This window comes from Novosphingobium sp. BL-S-19, assembly GCF_055521675.1.
The window spans coordinates 915,351-939,299 of record NZ_CM145498.1 but is presented as its reverse complement, the minus strand read 5'-3'; the positions used below and the strand labels follow the sequence as shown (position 1 = coordinate 939,299).

Below are 23,949 nucleotides of genomic sequence, written 5' to 3'. Positions count from 1 at the left end.
TTTATCCGGACTGACGTCCGGAAGCGGCACCAGCCCACTCCCCCACCCGACCACCCATCAGGATACACTCGTGGGCGGTCGGGTGGGGGAGTGGGCTGGTGCCGCAAGCCTTCGACGGATGTCGAAGGCGCACCCAACAAAGACTCGGGCTGGTGCCGCGCAAAACGGGCGGATGCCCGTTTTGCCAGACCGCCCGGTCACAAAAACAGTGCAGGCCGGGCGGGATAGTGTGGGGGGGGTGGGGCCCACCCGGCCTGCGTTCGACAGCGGAGGGAGTGCCGCCGAACCTCGTCGTCGGTGATACGAACGGACCGATCAGGCAGGCTGGGCTTGTGCCGTTCCCGCGATCAGTCCGGCATGGCGCATACTCGCAACGCTGCGCCCGCCGATCACCAGATGGTCGAACAATTCCAGGTCTACCGCCCGACACACCGCCGCCAGTTGTCTGGTCGCGAGCACATCGGCCCTGCTAGGCCGGTGGCTGCCGGAAGGATGGTTATGCGCAAGTACGATGCCCACCGCGTCGCGTTCCAACGCGCGCTGGACAAGCATCCGGTAACTGCCGCTGATCGAATCGACGCCGCCGGTGATGCACACCGCCTCTCCGGCAAGCCGACCGTCGCGGTCGAAAGGCAATTCCACCAGAATCTCGCGGCCAAGGCGGCCCAGCTGGATTACCAGTGTCTCGAGAAGCTGGCGCGAAAGGGGTCTGACCCGGCAGTATCCCGGGACCAATCCTGCCAGGAGCGATCGCTGCCATGGCGACGCTGCCGGCGCAGGTGGAGTATCGTCCCGAAGATCAACGCCAGCAGCGCGAAGGCCGTGGGCGTTCCACGCATCACTGCGTAGACCAGCGGCGGGATGCCCAGGTCCGCCCATCGCGCAAAATGTGCGCTCAGGCTCAGCAGTTGCAGGGAGGTTGCCCATAGCGGCCAGATCCTAAGCGCCTGGATGGCAAGCCAGCCGAAGCCCAGCGTGCCGACAAGATCGGTGAGCAGCGAGAAGGGATCGACCCGCCTGAAGCCGCTGGGAAGCACAACTTCCGCCAGAGCTTCGATGCCGAGCATGGCCAGAAGGACGACGGCGCCCCACCTTTCGGGAGCACCGCCCTTCCAAAGCGCCAGCCCGATCGAGACGATCAGGAGCAGGAAGAACACCACCTGTTCGGTATTGATCACGCCTGCTCCCTCCGCTGGGATCACGCAGCGATTGCTGCCTCCGCCGTCGCCGGTTCATCGGCCACACGAGCCTGATCGGGGCAACGGATCGGAATGTCCATAGTTTCGGCAACCTTCGTCAGGTCGCGGTGCGCCTTCACCAGTTCAAGGCGGGCATCCATCAGCGTGCGCTGCACGTTGGCGACGCGGGCCATCGGCTGGTGCACCAGACGGGCGGCCTCTTCGGTGGCGACACGGGCGCGGGCGATTTCCGCCAGCAGCTCGCCGGCCTTGGCCAGCAGTTCGTCCATGTCGTCCTCAACCGAACGGATGCTACGGGTAATGCGCAGGCCGGCAATTTCTGGTGTCATCGCTTCGATTCCCTGTTGCGCCCCGATCTGCGGGATGCGCTGAGTGCGGACCGAAGGCTTCGCAGCGATAAACCGGACCGGCGCGCCGCTAGATCAAACGCCCCAGGGCATCGGCGATGGAGAGTGCTGCAGCCAGTGTCAGCGCCATCATCAATGCCAGGGCGATCACTGCGACCAAGCGCCCGGCACGGCCGAACTTCGCATCGAAAGCCTCCAGGCCTGCCATTGCCGAAGGTCGCATCTCCGCCCATTCCGAATGCCCGACCAAGGGGCGTGCATCCGAGAGAACGAAGACCGGATCGACCGGCAGGTCCTGATCGACTTCTTCCGTCTGCTCGGCCCGATCGTCGACACGGGAAAACTCATATGGGGGTTTGCCACATAGCTCCACCAGCCGACCGTAGAGGCGGGCGGTGTCCTTGCGGTTGATCGTGCCCCACTTGTCGCGCACGCCGGTAATGCGCTGATCGACGGTATTCGGGGCGATCGCCAGCTCTCGCGCGATCTCCTTGGTCGTGCGATGCAGCACAAGCCGGTCGAGAACCTCGACTTGCTTGTCGGTCAGGCTGTCCAGCATGGCCCTGGCCTGTGCAATGTCGGTCACGTGGTACACGCCGGCCCTCTAAAACAACAACTGGCAAGGACTATAACAAACCAGCCCGCTGCGCGAGCAGCCCCTAAAGCAAAATTTCTTGTCGAATTGAAGTCGGCACCCGCAGACTTTCGACAATCACGGCGTTTACGGCACTGCATTTTCAGGACGATATTTCGAATCGTCGGCCGCAAAGGCTGCCGGAAAAACGATTGCGCGGGTTGTGAGCGGGCACATCGCACATCCGCCCCGCCGATTCGAAGTGCGGTGATTCGAATCATCGCACAACATCGATCGAGACAGAATCGGGAAGCCCCGAAGCCGCAGACAGGCAATGCCGCTTCATCGCATGGCGCAACTGGTCGTAGGTCAGCCCCAGCGCGGCGGCGGCACGGCGCTGGTTCCAGCGATGCCGCTGCAGCACTTCGGTCATCAGCCGCCGCTCGAAACCATCCACCGCCGCGCGCAGACTGCCACCGGCAAGCGGATCGTCGTTATCGGCTGCCGCAGGAATCGAAGCCGCTGCCATCGCAGCCGGAGCCCCAGCCGGCACCGATTTGGACTCCGACGCCTTGCGCCACGGATAATCGAACGGATCGAAGACGATTCGCCCGATCGGCTCCTCGGCAAATCCCCAGCGATAGACCGCCCGCTCCACCACATTGCGCAATTCGCGCACGTTGCCCGGCCAGTCGTGCGCCTCCAGCGCCGCCATGGCCTCCGCCGAGAAGCCCGGCCAGCGATCCCATTCCAGTTCGCTTGCCATGCGCCGGCCGTAATAGTCGGCCAGTTCGAACACGTCCCCTTCCCGCGCGCGCAGCGGCGGCAGGTTGATCACCTCGAAGCTCAGCCGGTCCAGCAAGTCGGCGCGGAAAGCGCCTTCCTCCACCATGCGCGGAAGATCGGCATTGGTGGCGCCGACGATGCGCACATCCACCTGCACCGGGCGAGAGGCGCCGATCCGGGCCACTTCACCATATTCGATCACCCGCAGCAGCCGCTCCTGCGCGGCCATGGACAAGGTGCCGAGTTCGTCGAGGAACAGCGTGCCGCGATCGGCCTCCTCGAACCGCCCTGCCCTGGCCCGCACCGCACCGGTGAAAGCGCCCGCCTCGTGCCCGAAGAGTTCGGCCTCGATCAGCGTTTCCGGCAGCGCCGCGCAATTGAGCGTGATCAGCGGCTCCCCCCAGCGCGGCGAAAGGTGGTGCAGGCGCTGGGCGATCAGTTCCTTGCCGGTGCCCCGCTCGCCGATGACGAGCACCGGACGGCGGACGGCAGCGGCGCGGCTGGCCCGCTCAACCGCGTCGAGAAAGGGACTCGATTGCCCGATGAATTGGACTTCGCGCTCCATTCCCAAATATTAGCGTAATTTCCCATTCATTGGCAATTCATATTTCGAGCGCGGTTCCGCCAAACCGCTGAAATCGCGCAATTCCGCCATTCGTGCAATTTGGCACACCCCTTGCGGAGCATTGGTCAATCACACCGAATACCAACCGAAGGACCGATGCCATGCCGTTCCATGAAGCTCCCGCAGCCAACAGCGCCTCCGGCCTCTCCGCCGGCCGCGCCCCGGTTCGCAGCAAGCTCGACTGGGCGATCCTCATCAGCATCCTGGCGATGGGCACGCTGAACCTTGTCGCGATGAGCGACCAGTTCGCGACCAAGGCCTATGCCGCCGCCCCCGTCTGCACGGGAGCACATCTGCAATGAGCAGGCTCGACGCGGAGATCGAAATTCTCCAGACTTCTGCTAACGGCACCGGCCAGGGCTTCGCAGGCCGCGCCCGCCCCTTCGATCCGTCCACCCTGGGCTTCGAAGGCGCGGCGCGCCCCCGCCAGTTCTCCAGCTTCGGTACGGCCAGCACCAAAGGAATGACCACGATGGGTATCTTCTCCCGCACCCGCGACATCATCGCCGCCAACTTCAACGACATGCTCGACAAGGCCGAGGATCCGGCCAAGATGATCCGCCTGATCATCCTCGAGATGGAAGAGACGCTGGTGGAAGTGCGCACCAGCAGCGCGCGGACCATTGCGGACCAGAAGGAACTGCGCCGCCACGTCGGCAAGCTGGACAAGCTGCAGGCCGACTGGGGCGACAAGGCGCAGCTGGCGCTCAGCAAGAACCGCGAGGATCTGGCCCGCGCCGCGCTTCTGGAAAAGAAGAAGGCCGCCGACATGGGCGAACAGCTCAATGCCGAGATCGCCGTGCTCGACGATGCGCTGCGCGCCTATGAGGAAGACATCGAGAAGCTGCAGAGCCGCCTGCGCGAAGCCCGCAGCCGCCAGTCTTCGATTGCCGCCCGCTTGCAGAGCGCCGAAAATCGCGTCAAACTGCGCACCTTGCTGTCGAACGAGCGGGTGGACGAGGCGCTAGTGCGCTTCGAACAGCTCGAACGCCGCGTCGACTATGCCGAAGGCCGCGCCGAGGCGATGAGCCTGGCCGACAAGCGCCAGCCGACGCTCGCCGAAGAGATCGCCGCTCTTGCCGATGGCGACACGATCGAGGCCGAACTTGCCGAGATGAAGCGCGCGATGGGCACGCCTGCCCCCGCCGCTGCCGCCCCGGCAACCAAGACCCCGGAAGGCGACCAGTTCTAATCCTGTCGGCGCGCGCCTGGCCTCCCGGCATGTGCGCGCCGCCCGGCCCCTTCCACGGGGCGTGTGACCGGGAGCGGAGGCCCCTCGCCTCCAACAGTTTCAGGGGAAGGAAACGACAGTGTCACGCGGACATTTCTATATCGACAAGTCGAACGCCAAGGTTTCCGGCGTCTGCGCCGGGATCGCCGAATACACCGGGGTCGACGCTTTCTGGGTGCGCCTTGCCGCCGTGCTGCTCACCTGCTTCGGCTTCTATCTGACGATCCCGATCTACATCGCGCTGGCCTGGCTGGCCGACAAGAAGCCGATGTACATCTATTCGGAGGAAGAGGAGGATCGCCTGCTGCGCCGCATGGAACGCCGCCGGGTGCGCCAGGGGCGCGGCCTTGACCGCGGGCTCGGCCTGGGCGGCTTCGGCACCGATCGCCGCTCCACCCGCTTGCGTTCGGACATTTCGGATATCGACCGCCGCGTCGCCGAGATGGAAGAGCACTACAAGAGCAGCAATTCGCGCCTCGCCGCCGAAATCGACAGCCTGCGCTGATCGCCGAAGAACCGGGACAAGACATCATGGACAACGGCTCTATCGCCCTCCTCATCCCGCTGGCCCCGTTCATCGTCGGCGGTATCGCGATCTGGACGCGCCACCAGCACAAGATGGCCGAACTGCAGATCAAGGCGACTGCCGAGAAGGCCGCCCAATACGCGTCCAACTCGCGCGAGCTGGAAGAACGCGTGCGCGTGCTGGAACGCATCATCACCGATGGCGGCTATGACACCGCGCTGCAGATCGAGGCGCTCCGTGATACGCGTTTGGGCGATCAGCGCGCGGTGGAGGAAACCACCAGCGAGAAGGAAACCCGCCAGTGAGCTTCGGAGACGTCATGGGCCTTGCGGCCGTGATGGGCGCAATGATCGCCATCGTCGCGATCCTGGCAGGCGTTTACAAGCGCCGCCTTGCCTATCTGGAGCGCAAGCTGGAACTGACCGCCGGCATCGCCGCGAAGACCGCCGCCGAAAAGGCCGCGCAATACGCGACGCACAATGCCGAAATGGAAAACCGCCTGCGCGCGCTGGAAACCATCGTCACCGACGGCGCCTGGGACACCGCCCGCCAGATCGAAACGCTGCGCGATACCGATCCGCGCGCGAACTGAACCATTCCACTTAAGGACTCCACCCTCATGGCCGTAGACTTCGTCATGATCGAAGCCCTTGCCCCCGTGATCATTTCCGCAACGGCAGTGATCACCGTCGGCTGGGTGGTCAACAACTGGCTGCGCATGCGCAACGGCTATCCGCTGGAGAATTCCTGGGGCAAGGCCGTCTACCCCAAGGACAACGGCGAAGCGCAGGCCCGCGTGCAATTGCTGACGCAGGAAAACGCCCAGCTGCGCGCCGAAGTGGGCGCGATCAAGGACCGTCTCGCCAGCGTCGAACGGATTGTCACCGACCAGGGTTATGATGTAGCCCGCCAGATCGAAGGCCTGCGGGAAGCGCGACATGAGGCCCGGCACGAGGTAACGCAACAATGAGCTTCTGGACTGCCATAGTCGTCATGTTCGCGATCGCCTGCGGCGTCTGGCTGCGCGCGCAGAAGTTGCGCGGCGAACGACTGGGCTTCGGCGAAGACGGCCACGGCCAGCGCGAACACGAGCTTGAGGCCGAAGTGGAGAACCTGCGCAAGCGCATCGCCGTGCTGGAACGCATCGCCACCGACGACAAGCGCGGCGTGGAACTCGCCCGCCAGATCGAAGCCCTGCGCGACTGACCCGTCTGGCCGGAACGCCACCGGCCAGACGCCCCCCCCCAACCAGCCGCACTCTTAGGCAGCGACCCCGCTTCATCCCACAGCTCAATTGCGAACCGGCGCGATCGCTCCCGCAATAGTTCGAAAAGCCGAATCCTCCCCGGCGGGATTTTGGACTATTCTCCCATCATGGGAGAGGAAAGGCGCACCCGATCGGGCGCCGCTCACCTGAAAGAAAGCGGGCCATGGCTATTGGCGGCGGCGGACATTGGCACATGCGTGACCTGATCGTGCTTGGCGGCGCGCTGGCGCTGAGCCTTGCCACGGCCTTCGCCTGCCCCGGCGCCTCCGCGCATGGTGAGGATATCGCCACGCTGCGCAATGTCAGCAGCCTGCTGTTCGGCATTCTGGCAGGCTTCTTCGTCGCCTTCCTGCTCAACCGCTTCACCGCGATCCGATCCCTGCTCTCACGCGAGAGTTCGATGCTGATGGAACTCTACCGGCTGTCGCAGCCGTTCGGCCCGGAGTTCACGGCCAGAACCGTGGACCTGATCGACACCTACCTGATCGATCGCTTCGATGGAGACAATTACTTCAGCTTCACCATGCGCGGCCGCGATTCCCTGTTCGGCCTGTTCGACAATCTCGACACGCTGCCGCCGCTGACATCGCAGAACCTCACATCGATGCACCGCAATTTCGTGGCATCGCTGCGGGAAACGATCGCCCTGCGGCGCGAGACCATCGTCACCGGCAAGATCACCGTCAGCCTGCTGCAGTGGCTGCCCCTGCTGCTGCTGGCGACGATCCTGATCACCAGCATTCTGGCGCTGAAATCGGACACCGTGCTGTCGTCATTCCTCAGCGGGATGCTGGTCTTCACGATCTTCACCGTGCTTTACGTGATCAAGGACCTCAGCGACCTCAACCTCGGCGGCGAATTCCTGAAGTTCGAAACGATCGAGCGCGTCTTCGATTTCATGGGGCGGCCGCGATACTACCCCCTCTGCCACGTCCGCGAGGGCCTGGTGCCGCCGGGCGTCGAGCGATTCCGGCTGGGCATAGGCAAAGGGCGGATCTATTCGACCCACATCGTGGAAGTATCGCGCGAACAGGCACTGCGGCAGGCGCGGGGTATTCCGGAGGCGGCCACTCCTATCTAGCATCAATGTCCAAAGCCAGGAGGATAGCCGGTGTTCTCTGGCAGGCAGGAACCACGAGTTCCGCGGGAGAGCAGACCATGTTGAGGCTTGCTGGGCCTTAACCACGCCGCTCAGGCTGAGCCTGTCGAAGCCCGCCCGCAACGCTGGTCAACCAACTGGCCCGCAGCGCCACGCCGCAGGGGGCTTCGACAAGCTCAGCCTGAGCGGGGTTGGAAGGACGGCTTTGGGTGGTTTGCAGTCATTGCCGCAATCGGGAACGAAGGTCTGCAATGCGAGATTTCGGTTCAAAAGCAGCCTTTCCGGTACGCCGACATTGCGGACAGCCACTATTGGCTGCAAACTCGCAGTATGAAACTCATTGTCGCTTCAATGCTATTTATCGCATTAACAGGTGCCACTACAGTGCCGGTATCCGAACAGCAGGCTCTAATGGTACGGATTGAGAGCAGCGTGAAATTGCCCGTGGGAGCAAGTTCCATCGATCAATATTCGCGGAATTATGCTTTGAGACCGGACGGGAAGGTTGTCGCGGTCTTTGTCATTCCTCCGGAGCCAACGTGGAATGATAGCGAAGGTTTCGGCTGCGAAGTAATGCTTGAAGACCTTACCAGCCGGCCTTGTACCGAGGAAGAAATAGCCGAAAGTAAGCAGCAGGACGCAGCCACTGCGGCGAGGTTTGGTGCCGCCGATGAGGCTCGTTGGTTTGATGATTATCGCGAGCTGCCGATTATCTTAGACGGCGGCTGCATGCAGGTTGAAATTATCTTCGATCCGCGCTCAAAACAGATCGAACGTGCCGAATGCAACGGATTTGCTTAGGCCCGCTCACCCCGATATTGATGCCATAGCCCTCGAAGCTGGGACGGCTTGAAAGCCGCCGTTCATTCCCTACGAGTTGAATGACCGACTTGGGGGGTAAAACGGACGATCCGGTTCCATTTTCCTACACGAACCCGCGCACTTAAATTAGCCCGCGTGACCGCCCGCCCCACCTCTCGCATATTCCATGCAAGTGTCACCTTGTGACACCGCAAGGTGACACTCCGCCGTGCAAGGTGACACTTTCACGCTCAAAACCGTCACCTTGCACCCGCAAGGCGACGGTTTTTTCCTCTGGACGGTGTCAACTGTGTCAACCGCCGCTTCAGCGGATCGGCACGCGGGTTTCCAGTTCCGCCAGCCACACCGCCGCGCTCGCGTCGGACGGCGCGCGCCAGTCACCGCGCGGGCTGAGCGCGCCGCCCGAAGAGACCTTCGGCCCGTTCGGCACGGCGGAGCGCTTGAACTGGCTGAAGGCGAAGAAGCGCCGCAGGAACTTCTCCAGCCACGAACGGATCGTGGCGAGGTCGTACTCGTTCTTGCGATCTTCCGGGAAGCCCGCGGGCCACGTGCCTACCGCCGCATCGCGCCAGGCATGGAGCGCGAGGAAGGCGACTTTCGACGGCTTCTGCCCGAAGCGCATGACGTGATGGAGGAAGAAGTCGTTGAGTTCGTAAGGCCCGATCTTCGCCTCGGTGCTCTGAATCGCGCCGTCCGCGCCGGCGGGCACCAGTTCGGGCGAGATCTCGGTGCCGAGGATGGCGAGCAGCACCTCCTCGGTCTCGGCGCCGAACTGGTCGGTCGTCGCGCACCAGCGGATCAGGTACTGGATCAGCGTCTTGGGCACACCGGCGTTGACCGTGTAGTGGCTCATCTGATCGCCGACGCCGTATGTGCACCAGCCGAGGGCAAGTTCGGACAAGTCGCCGGTGCCGATCACGAAACCGTCGTGCTGGTTGGCCAGGCGGAACAGGTAATCGGTGCGCAGGCCGGCCTGCACGTTCTCGAAGGTCACGTCATAGACGGGCTCTCCGTTCGAGAAGGCGTGGCCGATGTTCTGGAGCATCGTCGTCGCCGTGGGACGAATGTCGATCTCTTCGGCGGTGATGCCGACGGCGTTCATCAACTTCCAGGCGTTGGACTTGGTGCCGTCGCTGGTGGCGAAACCGGGCATCGTGTAGCCGCGAATGAACGTGCGCGGCAGGCCCAGCCGATCGCAGGCGCGGGCGGCGACGATCAGGGCGTGGGTCGAATCAAGCCCGCCCGAAATGCCGATCACCATCGACTTCGCCCCGGTCGCCTCGATGCGGCGCATCAGGCCGTCGACCTGGATATTGAAGGCCTCGTAACAGTCGGCATCGAGCTTGTCCGCGCGAGAGGGCACGAAGGGGAAGCGCGAGACCGGGCGGATCAGGCCGATGTCGCCCCCCGCCGGGGCATGGCGGAAGCGCACGGTGCGGAAGGTTTCGTCGGGATTGCCCGCCACTTCGGCCGCGTCGTTGAAAGTCGGCACGCGCATCCGGTCGTTGACGATGCGGTCCACATCGACGTCGGCGATGCAGAGTTCCGCTTCCAGCGAAAAGCGCTCGCTCTCCGCCAGCAGGTCGCCCAGTTCGTAGACGATGCCCTGCCCGTCCCACGCAAGGTCGGTCGTGCTCTCGCCATGGCCGGCGGCGGAGTAGATGTAGGCCGCCGTGGCGCGGGCGGACTGCGAGCGGCAGAGCAAGTGCCGTTCGTCCGACTTGCCGATGACGATGTTGGAGGCGGAAAGGTTGCACAGGATCGTCGCCCCGGCGAGCGCGCCGTGCGAGCTGGGCGGGGTGGCGGCCCAGATATCCTCGCAGATCTCGATGAAGAAGCGGAAGTTCGGCAACACTTCGGAGGCGAAGACCAGATCGACGCCGAAGGGCACGTCCTGCCCGTTCACGCGGATGGTCTGGCCCTTCAGCGTCTTGCCGCTGGCGAACCAGCGCTTTTCGTAGAACTCGCGGTAGTTGGGCAGGTAGGACTTGGGCACCACGCCCAGCAGCCGCCCATGCGCGATGGCGAGCGCACAGTTGTAGAGCCGCCCCTTGTGCGGCAGTGCCGCGCCGACCAGCAGCACGGGCGAGAGATCGGCGCTGACGTGGACGATTTCCGCCACCGCGGCTTCAACCGCCTCGATCATCGCCGCCTGCAAGTGCAGATCGTCGATCGCGTAGGAGGAGAGGCACAGTTCGGGGAAGACCAAGAGGTCCACATGCGCCTCATGCGCGCGCTGCGCCTCTGCCAGCACGGCGTCGCGATTGAAGGCGACATCGGCAGTGCGAACCTTGGGCGTGGACGTGGCGACGCGCACGAAGCCGTGTTCGTGCATGGAGAAAAAGGGATGTGCACTCATGGGCAAATCCCTGACAGGAACGAGAGCGAGAGGCAACTTCCCCTTGCCCTCCCCCGTGTCGCGCTTAAATGGCAGGTCATGCGCAGCCTCGACGACATCCGCGAAGAATACGAGTTTTCCGAAGGCGATGAACGCTATCGCCTGTTGATCGGCCTCGGTTTCGAACTCGATCCCATGCCTGACGCGCTGAAGACGGACGCGACCAAGGTGCGCGGCTGCTCGGCCAGCGTCTGGGTCTATCCGATGGCGCGCGAAGACGGCACGCTGCACTTTCTGGCGGACAGCAACGCGGCGATCACCAAGGGTATCGTCTCGCTGGTGATCTCCGCCGTGCAGGACCGCCCTGCCGCCGAAGTGGCCGAAACCGACATCGCCGCCGCGCTGGAGCCGTTCGATCTGAAGAACCAGCTTTCGTCCAACCGCACGCAGGGTGTGCCGAACATGATCGCGCTGATCCGCGAGACGGCGGCGCGTTATGCGCAAGATGCAGGAAGCGCGAGCACCGCATGAAGCACGTCAGCCGCCATGCATGGATGGCGGGGGGGCTGTTCTTCGTGGCCCTTGGCACGATCGGCATCTTCCTGCCGGTGATGCCCACGGTGGTGTTCTATCTTCTTGCGGCGTGGTGCTTCGGCAAAAGCCACCCGGAATGGGCGGAGCGGCTCTATAATCACCCGCATTACGGCCACAACTTGCGCGAATGGCGCGACCGGCGGGCGATCAGCCGCAAGGGCAAGATCTCCGCGATTCTGGCGATGAGCGCCTCGATCCCGTTCACCTGGCTCACGGTGGGCTGGCCCTGGGTGCTGGTCCCGGCGGGCGTGCTGGCGGTGATCGGCCCGTGGATCTGGACGCGGGCGGAGTAGGACTAGACCGTTTCGCGCAGGCGCGCCGCACCGCTTTCCAGCTGCCGGCGCAATTCCCGGCTCAACACCGCCGGATCGCGCGCGACAAGAAAGCCGAAGCTGACACCGCCCTCACGGCCCAATGTCGCATGATGCAGCCGGTGCGCCTGTACCAGACGCTTGGCATAACCGCGTCGGGGCACCCAGGTGAAATAGCGCTGGTGGACCAAGCCGTCGTGGATCAGCGTATAAATCACCCCATAGATCAGCACGCCAAGGCCCATCCAGGTTCCTGCCTCCCATGCGCTGGCCCCCATGATCATCGGCGAACCCGAGGCGAAAAGCGCGATGCTCAGCGCGGCGCCGAACAGCGCGAAGCGGTCGTTCTTTTCCAGCAGCCGGTCATGCGGTTCGTGGTGATCGCGGTGCCAGCCCCAGGCGAAGCCATGCATGATGTATTTGTGGCTGGCCCAGGCCACCCACTCCATCGCCGCGACGGTGGCAAGTACGATAAGGATGATGGCGATCACGGACATGCCGCCCAATCTATCCGCCCCGGCCGCGTTTGTCAGCGCCCGGAAATATTCCGCATCTGCGGCATCACGTGTGCGACAGGCAAAAAAAGGGCCGGTCGCTAGGACCGGCCTTTGGAAAGTTTTTGGGAGAGGATGCCTGAAAGGCCCGATCCTTTTGCGTCATGTTGCGCCGCGGCACAAATGAGCAGAACGAATGGGGTGTTGCATAACATGCAACATACTCGCACGCACTTCCTGCAACTCCCGGCCATTGCCTTGAAAACCAGGGAAACGGCAGCGGTTTTTCGGGAAAATGGATCGATCGAATGCAGAGGCAGCCGGGCCCACGTCAGGGGGGCACGGCTGCGCCTGCATTCTCATTCCTTCCGGCACCCTCTCCCGTGGGTCGCGATGCCACCGTACCCAAGCACACCTGCGACACTTAGTTACAAATGCCGACAGGACTGTGACCTTTCAGTCGTCTGGCGTTCAGGTTCATCGAACTAAATCTGAATGCACCGGGCAAGTTCCGGAAAAGACGAGACGAAAAGAAGGAAACGTCCTCATGCGCAAGATCGCCCGCATCATCGCCCCCGCCCTGGTCGCCACGTTGGGTATCTCGGCCATCGCCCCCGGCATTGCCGAGGCCGCCGCGCCCCATCGCGAGGCCGCCCGCATCACGCCGAACCGCGAAGCCTCGATCCGTGCGGACATCGCCGGCCTGCGCGGCCAGATCGATCGCGCCGCCGCCCGCCGCACGATCAGCCAGCGCGAAGCCACCGGCCTGCGCCGCGATGCCGCCGATATCCAGCGCATGCACACCGCCTATGCCCGCGGCGGCCTGAACGCCCGTGAGATGCAGACGCTGCAGAGCCGCATCGACAAGGTCCACTTCGCCCTGCGGGCCGAGCGTAACGACCGCAACGGCCATCGCGGCTAAAGCTAGCGGCCGCCGGAATGCGCCAACCGGCGGATTCCGGCGGCAGGCATCGCTCTGCCTATCAAGGCAAACAAATAAAGTTGCGCCAAAAGCCGCGCCGAACCCCCTTGAATTGCCGGACGGCCACGCCTAATCGCCCTTTCATCATGACCAAACAGCCGCGCACCCTCTACCAGAAGATCTGGGATGCCCACGTTATCGACACGCGCGATGACGGCACCAGCCTCATTTATATCGACCGGCACCTCGTTCACGAGGTTACCAGCCCGCAGGCCTTTGAAAGCCTTCGCGTTGCCGGCCGCCCGGTGCGCCGCCCCGACCTTACGCTTGCGGTGCCGGACCACAACCTGCCCACCACCGCGCGCAAAGATGCCGCAGGGCACATCCTGCCCATCGCGGATCCCGAAAGCGCCCAGCAGCTGGCCGCGCTGAAGAAGAACGCGCCGGAATTCGGCATCCGCTACATCGATTCGACCGATGCCGAACAGGGCATCGTCCACGTCGTCGGCCCGGAACAGGGCTTCTCGCTCCCCGGCGCGACGATCGTCTGTGGTGACAGCCATACCGCCTGCCACGGCGGCCTGGGCGCACTCGCCTTCGGCATCGGCACCAGCGAGGTGGAGCACGTGCTCGCCACGCAGACCCTGCTGCTGAAGCGTTCGAAGACCATGGAAGTGCGCGTGGAAGGCCAGCTTGGCGCCGGCGTCACGTCCAAGGACGTGGTCCTCCACGTGATCGGCGTGATCGGCACCGCCGGCGGCACCGGCCACGTGATCGAATTCTGCGGCAACGTCTTCGAGGAAATGACCGTCGAAGGCCGCCTGACCGTCTGCAACATGGCCATCGAGGGCGGCGCCCGCGCCGGCCTGATCGCGCCGGACGAGACGACTTTCGCCTATGTGCAGGGCCGCCCCTATGCGCCCACCGGCGAGGACTGGGACAAGGCCCTGGCCTGGTGGAAGAGCCTGGCGACCGACGAAGGCGCCACGTTCGACAAGTCCGTCCACATTCGTGCCGAAGACATCCAGCCCACCGTCACCTGGGGCACCAGCCCCGAGGATACATCGGCGATCGGCGGCATCGTGCCCGCGCCGGACGACTTCGCCGACGCTTCCAAGCGCGAAGCGGTGAAGGTGAGCCTGGACTACATGGGCCTGACGCCCGGCACCCGGCTGACCGACGTGGAAGTGCAGAACGTCTTCATCGGTTCGTGCACCAACAGCCGGATCGAAGACATCCGCGCCGCCGCCGAAGTGCTGAAGGGCCGCCACAAGGCGGACAACGTGAAGTGGGCGATCGTCGTCCCCGGATCGGGCCTGGTGAAAGCGCAGGCGGAAGCCGAAGGTCTCGACAAGATCATCATCGACGCCGGCCTCGAATGGCGCGAACCGGGCTGTTCGGCCTGCCTCGCCATGAACCCGGACAAGGTGCCGGCGGGCGAACGCTGCGCCTCTACCAGCAATCGTAACTTTACCGGCCGCCAGGGGCCCGGTAGCCGTACTCACCTGATGAGCCCCGCCATGGCCGCCGCTGCCGCGGTAACCGGCAAGCTCACCGACGTACGCGAACTGATGGGATAAGCACGACATGACTGACGAAACCAAGGATCTGGCCGGCAAGGCTGCCATCGCTGCCGGTGCCGCCATCGGTTCGGCCGCCATTGCCGCTGCATTGCTTTTCGTGAAGCGCCGTAAGGCCCGCGCCAACGACAAGCCGCTCCACCCCGAGAAGGCCGCCGAGACCGATTGATGGAACCGATTTCCCACGTCGCCGGGCGGGCCATCCCGTTCGGCCGCAAGAACGTCGACACCGACGTCGTGATCCCGGCCCACTGGCTGAAGACGATCACCCGCGAAGGCCTTGGCAAAGGCGCGTTCGAAGCGGTGAAGAAAGAGCCGGGCAACGTCTTCACCGATCCCGAATATGCGGGCGCCCCGATCCTGATCGCGGGTGACAACTTCGGCTGCGGATCGAGCCGCGAGCACGCCGCATGGGCGCTGCTCGACATGGGCGTATCCTGCGTGATCGCGCCCAGCTTCTCCGACATCTTCTCCGGCAATGCGTTCAAGAACGGCATCCTTACCGTGGCGCTTCCGCAGGAGGCGATCGACCGCCTGATGGAAGTTGCGCGCGAACAGCCGATCGACGTGGACCTTGAAACCCAGTCGGTAACGACGCCGTTTCAGGACCGCTGGACGTTCGAGATTGACGCTTTCCGCAAGCACTGCCTGCTCGAAGGACTGGACGAAGTCGGCCTGACGATGGCGCAGGATACGGCGATTGCGGGCTATGAGGCGAAGGCGAAAGCGGATCTGCCGTTCCTGGCGAAGACGCCGGCAACGGCGGCCTGAACCACGCGCCGCGAACCGACAATATCGGCTCGCCCTTCCAACGGAGGGCGGGCCGATATCGTTTCGGGCCTCCGCGCAGAACCGTAGCAGCGGGGCGCTTTTGCGACTCATTCTGCGAAACAGGATTGAACCGGATCCATCCGCGCCCTATCGGCACGTGCTAATCCGTGCGGCCCGGTGTATTGACTGGGTATTGACAGAGGGTGCTTGATGACGACTTTCCAGGATCGCGAGCGGGCTGAGGAGGCCAAATTCGTGCATGACGCCGATATCCAGTTCCGCATCCAGGCTCGCCGCAACCGTCTGTTGGGCGAATGGGCGGCAGAGCGCATGGCGCTTTCCCATGCCGAGACCGAGGCTTATGCCAAGGCCGTTGTCCAGGCCGACTTCGAGGAAGCCGGTGACGAGGACGTAATCCGCAAGCTGATCGGCGACCTTACCGCCGCCGGAGTGGACACCAGCGAAGCCGAAGTGCGCGCCGCGCTTGAGGCCAAGCAGGTCGAAGCTCGCCGCGCTTTTCTGGGCTGAGGATTTAATACGATGGCCATGTCCGCCCCCGAAATCGAGGCTCTCATCCGGGAGGCCCTGCCCGACGCCTTGGTCGAAATTACCGACCTTGCCGGCGACGGCGATCACTACGCCGCGCGCGTGACCAGCGCTGCCTTTGCCGGCAAGCCGCGTGTCGCGCAGCACAAGATGGTCTACGAAGCACTGGGCGGCCGCATGGGCGGCGTGCTCCATGCCTTGCAACTCACCACCGCCGTTCCCAACTGAGGTCGGTACGTTTCTGAAGGTTTCTAAAAATGTCCGACGTCAACGCCCGCATCGGCGAGATTGTAAACAATAACGACATCGTCCTTTTCATGAAAGGCACGCCGCTGTTCCCGCAGTGCGGTTTCTCCAGCCGCGCGGTCGCCATTCTTGAGCGCCTTGGCGCGCCTTACGAGAGCGTCGACGTGCTGCAGGACATGGAAATCCGCCAAGGCATCAAGGGCTTTTCGGATTGGCCGACGATCCCGCAGCTCTATGTGAAGGGCGAATTCGTCGGCGGCAGCGATATCATGATGGAGATGTACGAGGCCGGCGAACTCTCGCAGCTGTTCATCGACGCAGGCCTCGCAACCCAGGGCTGAGTAGGCAGGGCTAAGCCCGCCAGCGCTACGAATTCGGAACGCCCGGTGGGAAACCGCCGGGCGTTTTCGCATGCGCGCGGCAAAGCTTTGCCCTGTGCGGCTGACGGAATTTTGCGATTTTCGGGGAGGAGAGAGGCTCGGGGAGGCGGGGCCGGGAGACATTCGGCCCCGCCTCAGTCGAGACTACTCGGGGGTACGAAAATATATAAGCACGAGGCGTGCCAAACTTGAAATAATACCGAAATCTGCCGTTCCCGCCCAATCGCCCCGCGCCCCATTCTGCGTGAGTGTAAAGTCAGCCGACACCACGATCGCATGGGCTTGCCGGATAGGGTTGCCGCCACGGCGGCGAATTGCCGGTTTGCCGGCCGGGGCACGTAATTCGGCTTGCCACCCCGCCCTGCCCGCGCAAGATCGGGTGATGAGCACGACACCGCCCAGCGATCAGCCGATGCCGGCCGATGGCCCCAAGGTCATCCCGGCAGCCACTCTCGTCATTTTCCGCACGGCCGCAACGGGCGGTCCGCCCGAACTGCTGATGGTCCAGCGCGCCAAGGAAATGCGCTTTGCCGGCGGCGCGGCGGTGTTTCCCGGTGGCCGCGTGGACGAAGCCGATCGCGAACTCGCCCGCGCGATCCTGCCGAACGAGGCGGAAGAAATCGCTGCTGCCCGCGTGGCCGCCATTCGCGAGACGCTGGAGGAAACCGGCCTGATGGTCGCCACTGCCGAGCCGGTCTCCGCCGCACAGGCGGCCGAGGCGCGGCGGATGCTGCTGGAAGACGGCAAGCTGGCACCGGTGCTGTCGCACTTCGGCTGGCATCTCATGCCCGAACGACTGGCGCTCTACGCACACTGGTGCCCGCCATGGGAAGGCGCGTTCGATACGCGGTTCTTCGTGATTGATCTTGGTACTGGCGCGGTCGATATCGAGGTGGACGCGACCGAGAACACCCGCCTGTTCTGGGCCAGCGCGACCGAAGCTCTGGCGATGGCGGATCGCGGGGAGATTTCGGTGATCTTCCCGACGCGGCGCAATCTTGAACGCCTCGCCCGCTTCGGCAGCCATGCAGAGGCGGTGGAGGACATCGCCCGCCACCCGGTCCGCCGCATTCATCCCCGGATAGAGATTCGCGACGGGGCCGAATGGCTGACGATCCCGGCCGACCTTGGCTACCCGGTAGACGGGCAGCCAAGAGCGACAGCGCAGCGCGGATAATTAAGCGGGCGCTGCTTCCGCCGGGTCAGGGTGCGCGATGCGCCCTCCGGCGGCGTAGAGGCCCAGCAGCATGGCCACTACGAAGAATGCCGCCATCGTGGTGATGGCGCCGTCATAGCTGTGCGTCTGCGTGTAGACTTTGGCCGATCCAATCACCGAAATCGCGATGAACGGCAGGCCGATGAGGGTATTGAGCCCGAAACCGCGGCTATAGCTCGCCTGCCCGAAGGCGTCCGAAAGCCCGCGGCCCAGCGTCGGGATCGCGCCCGCCCCATGCAGGCCGATCAGTCCGATCACCACGGCAGTCACCGCGAACGGCGGATGAAGCAGCAGCACGGCCCAGAGCACCGCACAGTCGAAGCCGATCAGCGCCAGCGAGCGCCCGCCGCCCAGTTTGTCCGCCACCCAGCCGAACAACACCGAACCGGCAATGCCGACCAGCGACATCATCGACTGCAGCAACGCCGATTCCGCGCGGGTGAAGCCCCAGGACTGGCCCATCGGCACCAGCAGCGATCCCAGCATGACCGAACTGGCCATGCTGGCAACGGCGGCGATGCACAGCGCCCAGAAGCGCGGGCGGGCCAACAGTTGTGCAACGCTGAGCGAACCGTCCGCCGTGCGCTTTTCCGTGCCGACCGGCGCCTTGCTTTCGCCGCCCGGCGGATGGTCGATCGCCATAAGGCAGGCCGGGACCAGCACCAGCGCGATCACCGCGCCGATGGTAAGGTAGATCGTCGAGGGCGAGAACACCCGCAGCCCGCGTTCGGCCAGCCACGGCGTGATCGCGATCACCACCGGCAGGTGGACAAGGCCAAGGGCCAGCCCGCGATTGCGCACGAACCAGCGCGTGACCAGCGTTGCCGGGGCGATCGAACCCGCCAGGCTCAGCGCCGGCCCCAACAGCAGACCATAGGCGACCAGATAGAGCGCATAGCTCTGCGTCAGCCCGAGCATGACGAAGCCGCCCGCCGCCAGCAGCGCGCCAATCAGCATCAGCAGCCGCAGCGATACTTTGGCGATCAGCACGCCCACGAAAGGTGCCAGCACGGACGATCCCACCAGCACCAGCGGAATGCCTGCGGCGGCCGCCTCGGCGCTGACGCCCAGACGCTGCTCGGCGGGGGCCAGCATGATGCTGAAAGCCCCCATGATCGTGCCGATCACGAAGTTATGCGAAAGCCCCGCGATAACGCCCATGCGCTTCGCCAGGGGGTTGTTTGGCGCCATGTCGGCGGGGGAGCCCCCGGCGTTGTCGGCAGCAAATGCCATCTCTCTCTCCCGACTCGCCGGCCGTTTGCCGGACTTCTTGCCTTGGAAGCGGAGAGCCTAGGCGCTGATCGGGGAGTGGCGAGCATGTTCGGGCGGGCGGCAGCAAATACCGCCATAGCGAAGCAACAGTGTTGATCATATCTTTGGCCGGACCGCAGAAAGGCGCGGTTCGTGGGCGCGTGGGCTGGGGGGCCCTAGTCGAGCACCCATTCGACGGTGGTGAGGCCGTGCAAGCGGATCAGGTGATCGACCACCGGCTGATAGATGGCCCGGTCGAACTCCACGCCGGCAAAGTCGCCATCGACCCAGCGTACGACGCCGGTCAGCCCTTCCAACCCCTGCGGACGCACCACGACGCGGGTGCCGACGCGGAAGAGCAAGCCGCGCACACGCAGACAGCAGCCTTGGGCCGAGATGTCGGAAATTCGCCCTGATCGCGGAGCCCGTTCTGCGTGCGACACTGTGCCGTCAGCGAGACGGAACGCCGATATACCTGCCGGGGGACGTCTGAGCGGGACATGGCCCGAACACTAACCCTGCCGCAGTTTAACAAGCGTTAAATTGCGGAATTTCTTCAGTATTCCGGATAGCGATTACTTGCCACCGAGACAACAAATTGAATGAAAAGACAAATTCCAGATTGCGTTCACAAGTGAACGGTCTGGCCGTTATTGTCCAAGCGGCCGCCGAGCATACCAACCGAACAGACCGATCACGGCATAGCACATCGCCGGCAGGGCCAGGGCCAGCGAAAGACTTCCCGAAGAGTCGGCCAGCAGGCCCGTCAACGGCGGGATCACCGCGCCGCCCACCACCATCGTACAGAGCACGCCCGATCCATCGGGCGCCCGTTCGCCCAGCCCTTCGCAGGCAAGGCTGAAGATCGTGGGGTACATGATCGCGTTCGCCAGCCCCACCGCCAGAAAGGCGACGCCGGCCATGGTGCCTGCGCTCCAGACCGCCAGGGCCAGCAGCAACATGGCCGCCACCGCCACGCTAGCCAGCGCCTTGCCGGGGCTCACCTTACGCAGCACCCAGGATCCCACGAAGCGCCCCACCAGCGCGCCGCCCCAGTACCAGGGCAGCAACTTGCCGGCGGTCATCTCGTCCAGCCCCAGCACGCGCGGCTGCACCATCCAGCTGACCACCAGCGATGCCATGGCGTTTTCGACGCCCACGTAGAGGAAGATGCACAGCGCGCCGAAGGCGAAGCGCGGGCGCAGCAGCAAGTTGAAGCTGCGGAAGATCGGCCCGCCTTCGCGCTTTTAGCCGGCGATGCGGTTGCGATTGAACCACACCACCGCCACGATCACTGCCAATGCGGCGGCGACCATAAGGTAGCCGTGGGCGATCGCCTGCGTCGAGGCCGAGCGATAGCCTTCCAGCGCCGCGCCGGACAGCGCGCCTTCGATCACATCGGCAAGTCCGCCCAGCATCAGCATTGCGCCGAAGTGCGGGAAAAGCGTGGCGCCCAGCGCATTGAAGCCTTGCGCGAACGTCAGGCGCGAGGATGCCGTACGCTCCGGCCCCAATAGCGAGATCAGCGGATTCGCCACCACCTGGATCAGCGTCACCCCGCTCGCCAACACGAACAGCGCGAGCAGGAACATGGCGAACGTCGCACCGGTGGCCGCCGGCACGAACAGCAGGCATCCGGCCAGCATCGCGAACAGCCCCAGCGCCGCCCCGCGCATATAGCCGATGCGTTTGACCAGCGCCGCGCCGGGCACGCTCAGCACTGCATAAGCGGCGAAGAACGCCGTGTTGACCAGCATCGCCTCTGCATAGTCGAGCGCGAAGATCGCCTTCAGCTTGGGCATCAGCACGCCGTTGAGCGCGGTGACGCCGCCGAAGATGAAGAACAGCGCGAAGACGAAGACCTGAAGCCCAGGTGCGTCGATATGGACGGATGTGGCGACGGCCGTGTCCGAAGCGGGCTCCGGATCGGTGCTGGTCGGAACCATGTCCTTCACATCCATCGGTGCCTGCCTCGAATTGGGGGATTCGTCTCAGAACTCCTGTGTGATCATTTCCGGAACGGGGGGCAAGTCGGGGCGGTCCGCATCATTGCGCCCTCCCCTGCCCCATACTCTTCGTCGCCCCCGCGCAGGCGGGGGCCCCGCTTTACTTCTGCAACCTCTCGTATGCCGCAAGATAAGCGGGATCCCCGCCTGCGCGGGGATGACGGGATTGAGGTGGCGAGTTGAAATGACAGCCCCCACCCTCCCCGCTCATCCTGAGCTTGTCGAAGGATGGAAGGCCTCCCGCCCCGTTTCAAGGGGCTTCGACAAGCTCAGCCTGAGCGGGATTGGAGGGTTGAGCGGGATCGGCTGAGACCGTATGCGCTTTGGCTTGAGCCTCCGCCTGCGCCGCCAACCTGCGCGCAAGCACGGCGCAGACCATCAACTGAATCTGGTGGAAGAACATCAGCGGCAGGATGATCGCCCCCACTTGTGCCGGCGGGAACAGCACGCCCGCCAGCGGCACCCCGGTCGCGAGGCTCTTCTTCGATCCACAGAACAGGATGACGATCCGGTCCTGATGATTGAACCCCAGCACCCGGCCCAGCACATTGCCCACCACCATGATCACCGCCAGAATCCCCAGCGAGAGCGCCGCAATCAGGCCCAGTTCGGCCACCGTCACCTTATGCCACAGCCCCTCCAGCACGGCCGCGCCGAAGGCGGTGTAGACCACCAGCAGAATCGATCCCCGGTCGGTATAGCCCAGCAGCTTCTTGTGGCGGCTGACGAAGCCGCCGATCCACGGCCGCAGCAAGTGCCCGGCGATGAACGGCAGCAGCAATTGCACGGCAATCGCGATGATCGGATCGGTGGAGAAGCCCTGCGTCTTGCCGGTGATGAACAGCGCGGTCAGCACCGGGGTGATGAAAATGCCGGCAAGATTGGAGAACGAGGCACTGCATACCGCCGCTGCCACATTGCCCCCGGCAATCGCCGTGAAGGCGATGGACGACTGCACCGTCGAAGGCAGTAGGGTCAGATAGAGCACGCCCATCGCCAGCGAGGGCTCCAGCCCCGGAATGGCCGCAACGCCAAGACCGACGATCGGGAACAGCACGAAAGTCAGGCAAGCGACCGTCAGGTGCAGCTTCCACGCCTTCGCGCCGTCGACGATCGCCTCGCGCGAGAGTTTGGCGCCGTGGAGGAAGAACAGCAGCGCAATGCCCGCATCCGCCACCCCGCCGGCAATCCCCGCCCAGGCCCCGCGCGCCGGGAACAGCGAGGCGAGCCCCACGGTCGAGACCAGCAGCAAGAGGTAGGGATCGATGTTCAGGCGGGCGAGAAGGCGGTTCATGCCCGCACCTCTAGGCCCATCCGGCCGCCGGCAAAAGCCCCTGCTTTCGGGGCTTTGCCATTGCCCCCTTTGCCATGTATCCTGCCGGTCCCCCGCCACCCCAAGATGGCGGTGTCTTCACGGATCCAAGACCGGGAGAACGACATGCGGCCCAAGGCTCGACTGGATCACCCCGCTTTCCTGAGGTCGGGAGACGGCGAGAGCGGCTAGGCGTGCGCCGCCCTCGATCCCTGCCTGCGTTCTTTGCTGCGTGGACGACACTTGCCCGGCTAGGGACGCTTCGGACCTTTGCTCCATCGCCTTCACCCTTTCCCCCGGGGGGTCATGCCATGCCGACAGATTCGGGCTTTCACATCGGTCCGCGCGCTCTGGTGCTCCTCGGCGCATGGGCGCTTGCCGCGTGCGGCGGTGAGAAACAGCAGGGCGAGATGCCGCCCGTGCCGGTGGAATCGATGGTGATCCGCGCCCAGCCCGTGCCCAACATCGCCGAACTGCCCGGCCGCATCGAAGCCGTGCGCTCCGCCGAAGTACGCGCGCGGACGGACGGGATCGTGCTGCGCCGGCTCTATGACGAAGGCGCGTTCGTGAACGCCGGCACGCCGCTGTTCCAGATCGATCCGCGCGACTATCAGGCGCAGGTCAAGTCGGCGTCCGCCTCGCTCCAGCGCGCGATCGCGGCGGAGCAGAACGCCCGCTCCATCGTCACCCGCTATGGCCCCCTGATTCAGGAACGTGCGGTTTCCGCGCAGGAATACGATTCCGCCCAGTCGGATTATCGGCAGGCCAGCGCGCAAGTGGCCGAAGCCCGCGCCGCGCTGGACCGCGCCAAGCTGCAATTGAGCTACACCACCGTCGATGCGCCGATCGCTGGCCGCGTCGCCGCTGCCGAAGTGACCGAGGGCGCGCTGGTCAGCGGCGCGTCGGGCACGCTGATGACGCGGGTGGACCAGACCAGCCCAGTCTACGCGGTGTTCTCCGCCTCCAACGCCTCCATCCTCGACCTGTTCGCCAAGCGGCGCAGCGGCGAACTCAACCTGCCCGCGCTGGAGAAGATCGAAGTCAGGCTGGTGCTGGAAAACGGGCAGGAATACGGGCCGGTTGGCCATCTCGATTTCGCCAGCCCCGTGGTCGCGCCCGAAACCGGTAGTCAGACGGTGCGCGCGACCTTCGTGAACAATTCACAGGGGTTGCTGTTCCCCGGCCAGTTCGTGCGCGGGCGGCTGGAACTGGGCACGCTGGAAGGCGGCATCGTCGTCCCCGCGCGCGCCATCCAGTTCAAAGGCGATGACGCGCAAGTCTCGATCATGGCCAAGGACGGCACGGTGACCACCCGCACCGTCCGGCTGGGCACCCTGCTGGGCAAGAACTGGATCGTGACATCCGGCCTGAAACCGGGCGAGCGCATCGTCGTCGACGGCTGGGCCAAGCTGCGCCCGGGCCAGAAGGCCGTGGACGCGGCGGAGATGAAGGAACAGGCGGCTCAACAGCCCCAAACCCAGCCTCAAACCCAACAGGGGCGCTGAG

30 protein-coding genes and 1 pseudogene are annotated in these 23,949 nt (G+C 64.6%); 20 read left to right on the top strand and 11 right to left on the bottom strand.

Features of this window, described 5'->3' with window-relative positions:
* Positions 1–315 precede the first annotated feature (315 nt).
* The 5 genes from ACZ1JV_RS12860 to pspF form a co-directional block, all read right to left on the bottom strand.
* Entirely contained in the window at positions 316–642 is a 327-nt protein-coding gene (locus tag ACZ1JV_RS12860) for a JAB domain-containing protein (RefSeq protein WP_465137471.1), read from the bottom strand.
* A 32-nt stretch (positions 643–674) separates the two neighbouring features.
* Positions 675–1,178, bottom strand: a complete 504-nt coding sequence (locus ACZ1JV_RS12855; RefSeq protein WP_465137470.1) for a hypothetical protein — start codon at positions 1,176–1,178, stop codon at positions 675–677.
* A gap of 20 nt (positions 1,179–1,198) precedes the next feature.
* Positions 1,199–1,528 carry a hypothetical protein gene (locus ACZ1JV_RS12850; protein ID WP_395330999.1) on the bottom strand — a complete coding sequence of 110 codons (330 nt, stop codon included), beginning with the start codon at positions 1,526–1,528 and terminating at the stop codon, positions 1,199–1,201.
* An 88-nt stretch (positions 1,529–1,616) separates the two neighbouring features.
* Complete coding sequence (locus tag ACZ1JV_RS12845; RefSeq protein WP_465137469.1) at positions 1,617–2,132, bottom strand: LuxR C-terminal-related transcriptional regulator; 516 nt, start codon at positions 2,130–2,132, stop codon at positions 1,617–1,619.
* A gap of 265 nt (positions 2,133–2,397) precedes the next feature.
* Positions 2,398–3,471 (bottom strand): phage shock protein operon transcriptional activator, encoded by a 1,074-nt coding sequence (gene pspF, locus ACZ1JV_RS12840; RefSeq protein ID WP_465151847.1) that lies wholly within the window; start codon positions 3,469–3,471, stop codon positions 2,398–2,400.
* 161 nt (positions 3,472–3,632) lie between these two features.
* On the opposite strand from pspF, the gene ACZ1JV_RS12835 reads away from it, so the two are divergent.
* The 9 genes from ACZ1JV_RS12835 to ACZ1JV_RS12795 all read left to right on the top strand — a co-directional run bounded on the left by ACZ1JV_RS12835 (position 3,633) and on the right by ACZ1JV_RS12795 (position 8,455).
* Complete coding sequence (locus ACZ1JV_RS12835; protein WP_465137467.1) at positions 3,633–3,833, top strand: hypothetical protein; 201 nt, start codon at positions 3,633–3,635, stop codon at positions 3,831–3,833.
* A complete protein-coding gene (pspA, locus tag ACZ1JV_RS12830; protein ID WP_465137466.1) occupies positions 3,830–4,723 on the top strand; it encodes a phage shock protein PspA in 894 nt (297 codons plus the stop codon). The genes ACZ1JV_RS12835 and pspA overlap by 4 nt, the downstream gene beginning before the upstream one ends.
* Before the next feature lie 118 nt (positions 4,724–4,841).
* A complete protein-coding gene (locus ACZ1JV_RS12825) occupies positions 4,842–5,267 on the top strand; it encodes a PspC domain-containing protein (RefSeq protein WP_465151846.1) in 426 nt (141 codons plus the stop codon).
* A 26-nt stretch (positions 5,268–5,293) separates the two neighbouring features.
* Complete coding sequence (locus tag ACZ1JV_RS12820) at positions 5,294–5,593, top strand: hypothetical protein (RefSeq protein ID WP_465151845.1); 300 nt, start codon at positions 5,294–5,296, stop codon at positions 5,591–5,593.
* Positions 5,590–5,880, top strand: a complete 291-nt coding sequence (locus ACZ1JV_RS12815; RefSeq protein ID WP_465137463.1) for a hypothetical protein — start codon at positions 5,590–5,592, stop codon at positions 5,878–5,880. The genes ACZ1JV_RS12820 and ACZ1JV_RS12815 overlap by 4 nt, the downstream gene beginning before the upstream one ends.
* Before the next feature lie 27 nt (positions 5,881–5,907).
* Positions 5,908–6,258: a hypothetical protein gene (locus ACZ1JV_RS12810; RefSeq protein ID WP_465137462.1), complete on the top strand. Its 351-nt coding sequence runs from the start codon at positions 5,908–5,910 to the stop codon at positions 6,256–6,258.
* Complete coding sequence (locus tag ACZ1JV_RS12805) at positions 6,255–6,494, top strand: hypothetical protein (protein ID WP_465137461.1); 240 nt, start codon at positions 6,255–6,257, stop codon at positions 6,492–6,494. The genes ACZ1JV_RS12810 and ACZ1JV_RS12805 overlap by 4 nt, the downstream gene beginning before the upstream one ends.
* 224 nt (positions 6,495–6,718) lie before the next feature.
* The gene (locus ACZ1JV_RS12800) at positions 6,719–7,636 is read left to right on the top strand and encodes a bestrophin-like domain (protein ID WP_465151844.1); all 918 of its coding nucleotides are present in this window, start codon (positions 6,719–6,721) and stop codon (positions 7,634–7,636) included.
* An 87-nt stretch (positions 7,637–7,723) separates the two neighbouring features.
* Positions 7,724–8,455 carry a hypothetical protein gene (locus tag ACZ1JV_RS12795; RefSeq protein WP_465151843.1) on the top strand — a complete coding sequence of 244 codons (732 nt, stop codon included), beginning with the start codon at positions 7,724–7,726 and terminating at the stop codon, positions 8,453–8,455.
* 325 nt (positions 8,456–8,780) lie between these two features.
* On the opposite strand, the gene ACZ1JV_RS12790 is transcribed toward ACZ1JV_RS12795, so the two are convergent.
* On the bottom strand, positions 8,781–10,835 hold the full coding sequence (locus ACZ1JV_RS12790; RefSeq protein WP_465151842.1) for an NAD(+) synthase: 2,055 nt from the start codon (positions 10,833–10,835) through the stop codon (positions 8,781–8,783).
* Between the two features lie 78 nt (positions 10,836–10,913).
* Between ACZ1JV_RS12790 and ACZ1JV_RS12785 the strand changes: the two genes are divergently transcribed.
* Both ACZ1JV_RS12785 and ACZ1JV_RS12780 read left to right on the top strand, forming a co-directional pair.
* A complete protein-coding gene (locus ACZ1JV_RS12785) occupies positions 10,914–11,345 on the top strand; it encodes a SufE family protein (RefSeq protein ID WP_465151841.1) in 432 nt (143 codons plus the stop codon).
* The gene (locus ACZ1JV_RS12780) at positions 11,342–11,701 is read left to right on the top strand and encodes a YbaN family protein (protein WP_465151840.1); all 360 of its coding nucleotides are present in this window, start codon (positions 11,342–11,344) and stop codon (positions 11,699–11,701) included. Before ACZ1JV_RS12785 ends, ACZ1JV_RS12780 begins: the two co-directional genes overlap by 4 nt.
* 2 nt (positions 11,702–11,703) lie before the next feature.
* On the opposite strand, the gene ACZ1JV_RS12775 is transcribed toward ACZ1JV_RS12780, so the two are convergent.
* Positions 11,704–12,216 (bottom strand): sterol desaturase family protein, encoded by a 513-nt coding sequence (locus ACZ1JV_RS12775; protein ID WP_465151839.1) that lies wholly within the window; start codon positions 12,214–12,216, stop codon positions 11,704–11,706.
* A 544-nt stretch (positions 12,217–12,760) separates the two neighbouring features.
* Here ACZ1JV_RS12775 and ACZ1JV_RS12770 point away from each other — a divergent pair.
* The 8 genes from ACZ1JV_RS12770 to ACZ1JV_RS12735 all read left to right on the top strand — a co-directional run bounded on the left by ACZ1JV_RS12770 (position 12,761) and on the right by ACZ1JV_RS12735 (position 17,835).
* Positions 12,761–13,135, top strand: coding sequence for a hypothetical protein (locus ACZ1JV_RS12770; protein WP_465151838.1), 375 nt, complete (start codon positions 12,761–12,763; stop codon positions 13,133–13,135).
* Between the two features lie 146 nt (positions 13,136–13,281).
* Positions 13,282–14,715 carry a 3-isopropylmalate dehydratase large subunit gene (leuC, locus tag ACZ1JV_RS12765; protein WP_465151837.1) on the top strand — a complete coding sequence of 478 codons (1,434 nt, stop codon included), beginning with the start codon at positions 13,282–13,284 and terminating at the stop codon, positions 14,713–14,715.
* 7 nt (positions 14,716–14,722) lie between these two features.
* Positions 14,723–14,884 carry a hypothetical protein gene (locus tag ACZ1JV_RS12760; protein WP_465135999.1) on the top strand — a complete coding sequence of 54 codons (162 nt, stop codon included), beginning with the start codon at positions 14,723–14,725 and terminating at the stop codon, positions 14,882–14,884.
* Positions 14,884–15,486, top strand: a complete 603-nt coding sequence (gene leuD / locus ACZ1JV_RS12755) for a 3-isopropylmalate dehydratase small subunit (protein WP_465151836.1) — start codon at positions 14,884–14,886, stop codon at positions 15,484–15,486. The genes ACZ1JV_RS12760 and leuD overlap by 1 nt, the downstream gene beginning before the upstream one ends.
* A gap of 210 nt (positions 15,487–15,696) precedes the next feature.
* Positions 15,697–16,014, top strand: coding sequence for a DUF1476 domain-containing protein (locus ACZ1JV_RS12750; protein ID WP_395330959.1), 318 nt, complete (start codon positions 15,697–15,699; stop codon positions 16,012–16,014).
* Positions 16,015–16,026: 12 nt separating this feature from the next.
* Entirely contained in the window at positions 16,027–16,260 is a 234-nt protein-coding gene (locus ACZ1JV_RS12745) for a BolA/IbaG family iron-sulfur metabolism protein (RefSeq protein ID WP_465136001.1), read from the top strand.
* Positions 16,261–16,289: 29 nt separating this feature from the next.
* A complete protein-coding gene (gene grxD / locus ACZ1JV_RS12740) occupies positions 16,290–16,619 on the top strand; it encodes a Grx4 family monothiol glutaredoxin (protein ID WP_395330955.1) in 330 nt (109 codons plus the stop codon).
* Between the two features lie 421 nt (positions 16,620–17,040).
* A complete protein-coding gene (locus ACZ1JV_RS12735) occupies positions 17,041–17,835 on the top strand; it encodes an NUDIX hydrolase (RefSeq protein WP_465151835.1) in 795 nt (264 codons plus the stop codon).
* On the opposite strand, the gene ACZ1JV_RS12730 is transcribed toward ACZ1JV_RS12735, so the two are convergent.
* The 4 genes and pseudogenes from ACZ1JV_RS12730 to ACZ1JV_RS12715 form a co-directional block, all read right to left on the bottom strand.
* The gene (locus ACZ1JV_RS12730; protein ID WP_465151834.1) at positions 17,836–19,107 is read right to left on the bottom strand and encodes an MFS transporter; all 1,272 of its coding nucleotides are present in this window, start codon (positions 19,105–19,107) and stop codon (positions 17,836–17,838) included.
* A 194-nt stretch (positions 19,108–19,301) separates the two neighbouring features.
* A complete protein-coding gene (locus tag ACZ1JV_RS12725; RefSeq protein WP_465151833.1) occupies positions 19,302–19,568 on the bottom strand; it encodes a PilZ domain-containing protein in 267 nt (88 codons plus the stop codon).
* A gap of 207 nt (positions 19,569–19,775) precedes the next feature.
* Positions 19,776–21,071: pseudogene (locus tag ACZ1JV_RS12720) on the bottom strand (sugar MFS transporter).
* A 310-nt stretch (positions 21,072–21,381) separates the two neighbouring features.
* Positions 21,382–22,425 (bottom strand): bile acid:sodium symporter family protein, encoded by a 1,044-nt coding sequence (locus ACZ1JV_RS12715; RefSeq protein ID WP_465151832.1) that lies wholly within the window; start codon positions 22,423–22,425, stop codon positions 21,382–21,384.
* 329 nt (positions 22,426–22,754) lie between these two features.
* Between ACZ1JV_RS12715 and ACZ1JV_RS12710 the strand changes: the two genes are divergently transcribed.
* Positions 22,755–23,948, top strand: a complete 1,194-nt coding sequence (locus ACZ1JV_RS12710; RefSeq protein ID WP_465151831.1) for an efflux RND transporter periplasmic adaptor subunit — start codon at positions 22,755–22,757, stop codon at positions 23,946–23,948.
* Position 23,949: the final 1 nt, after the last annotated feature.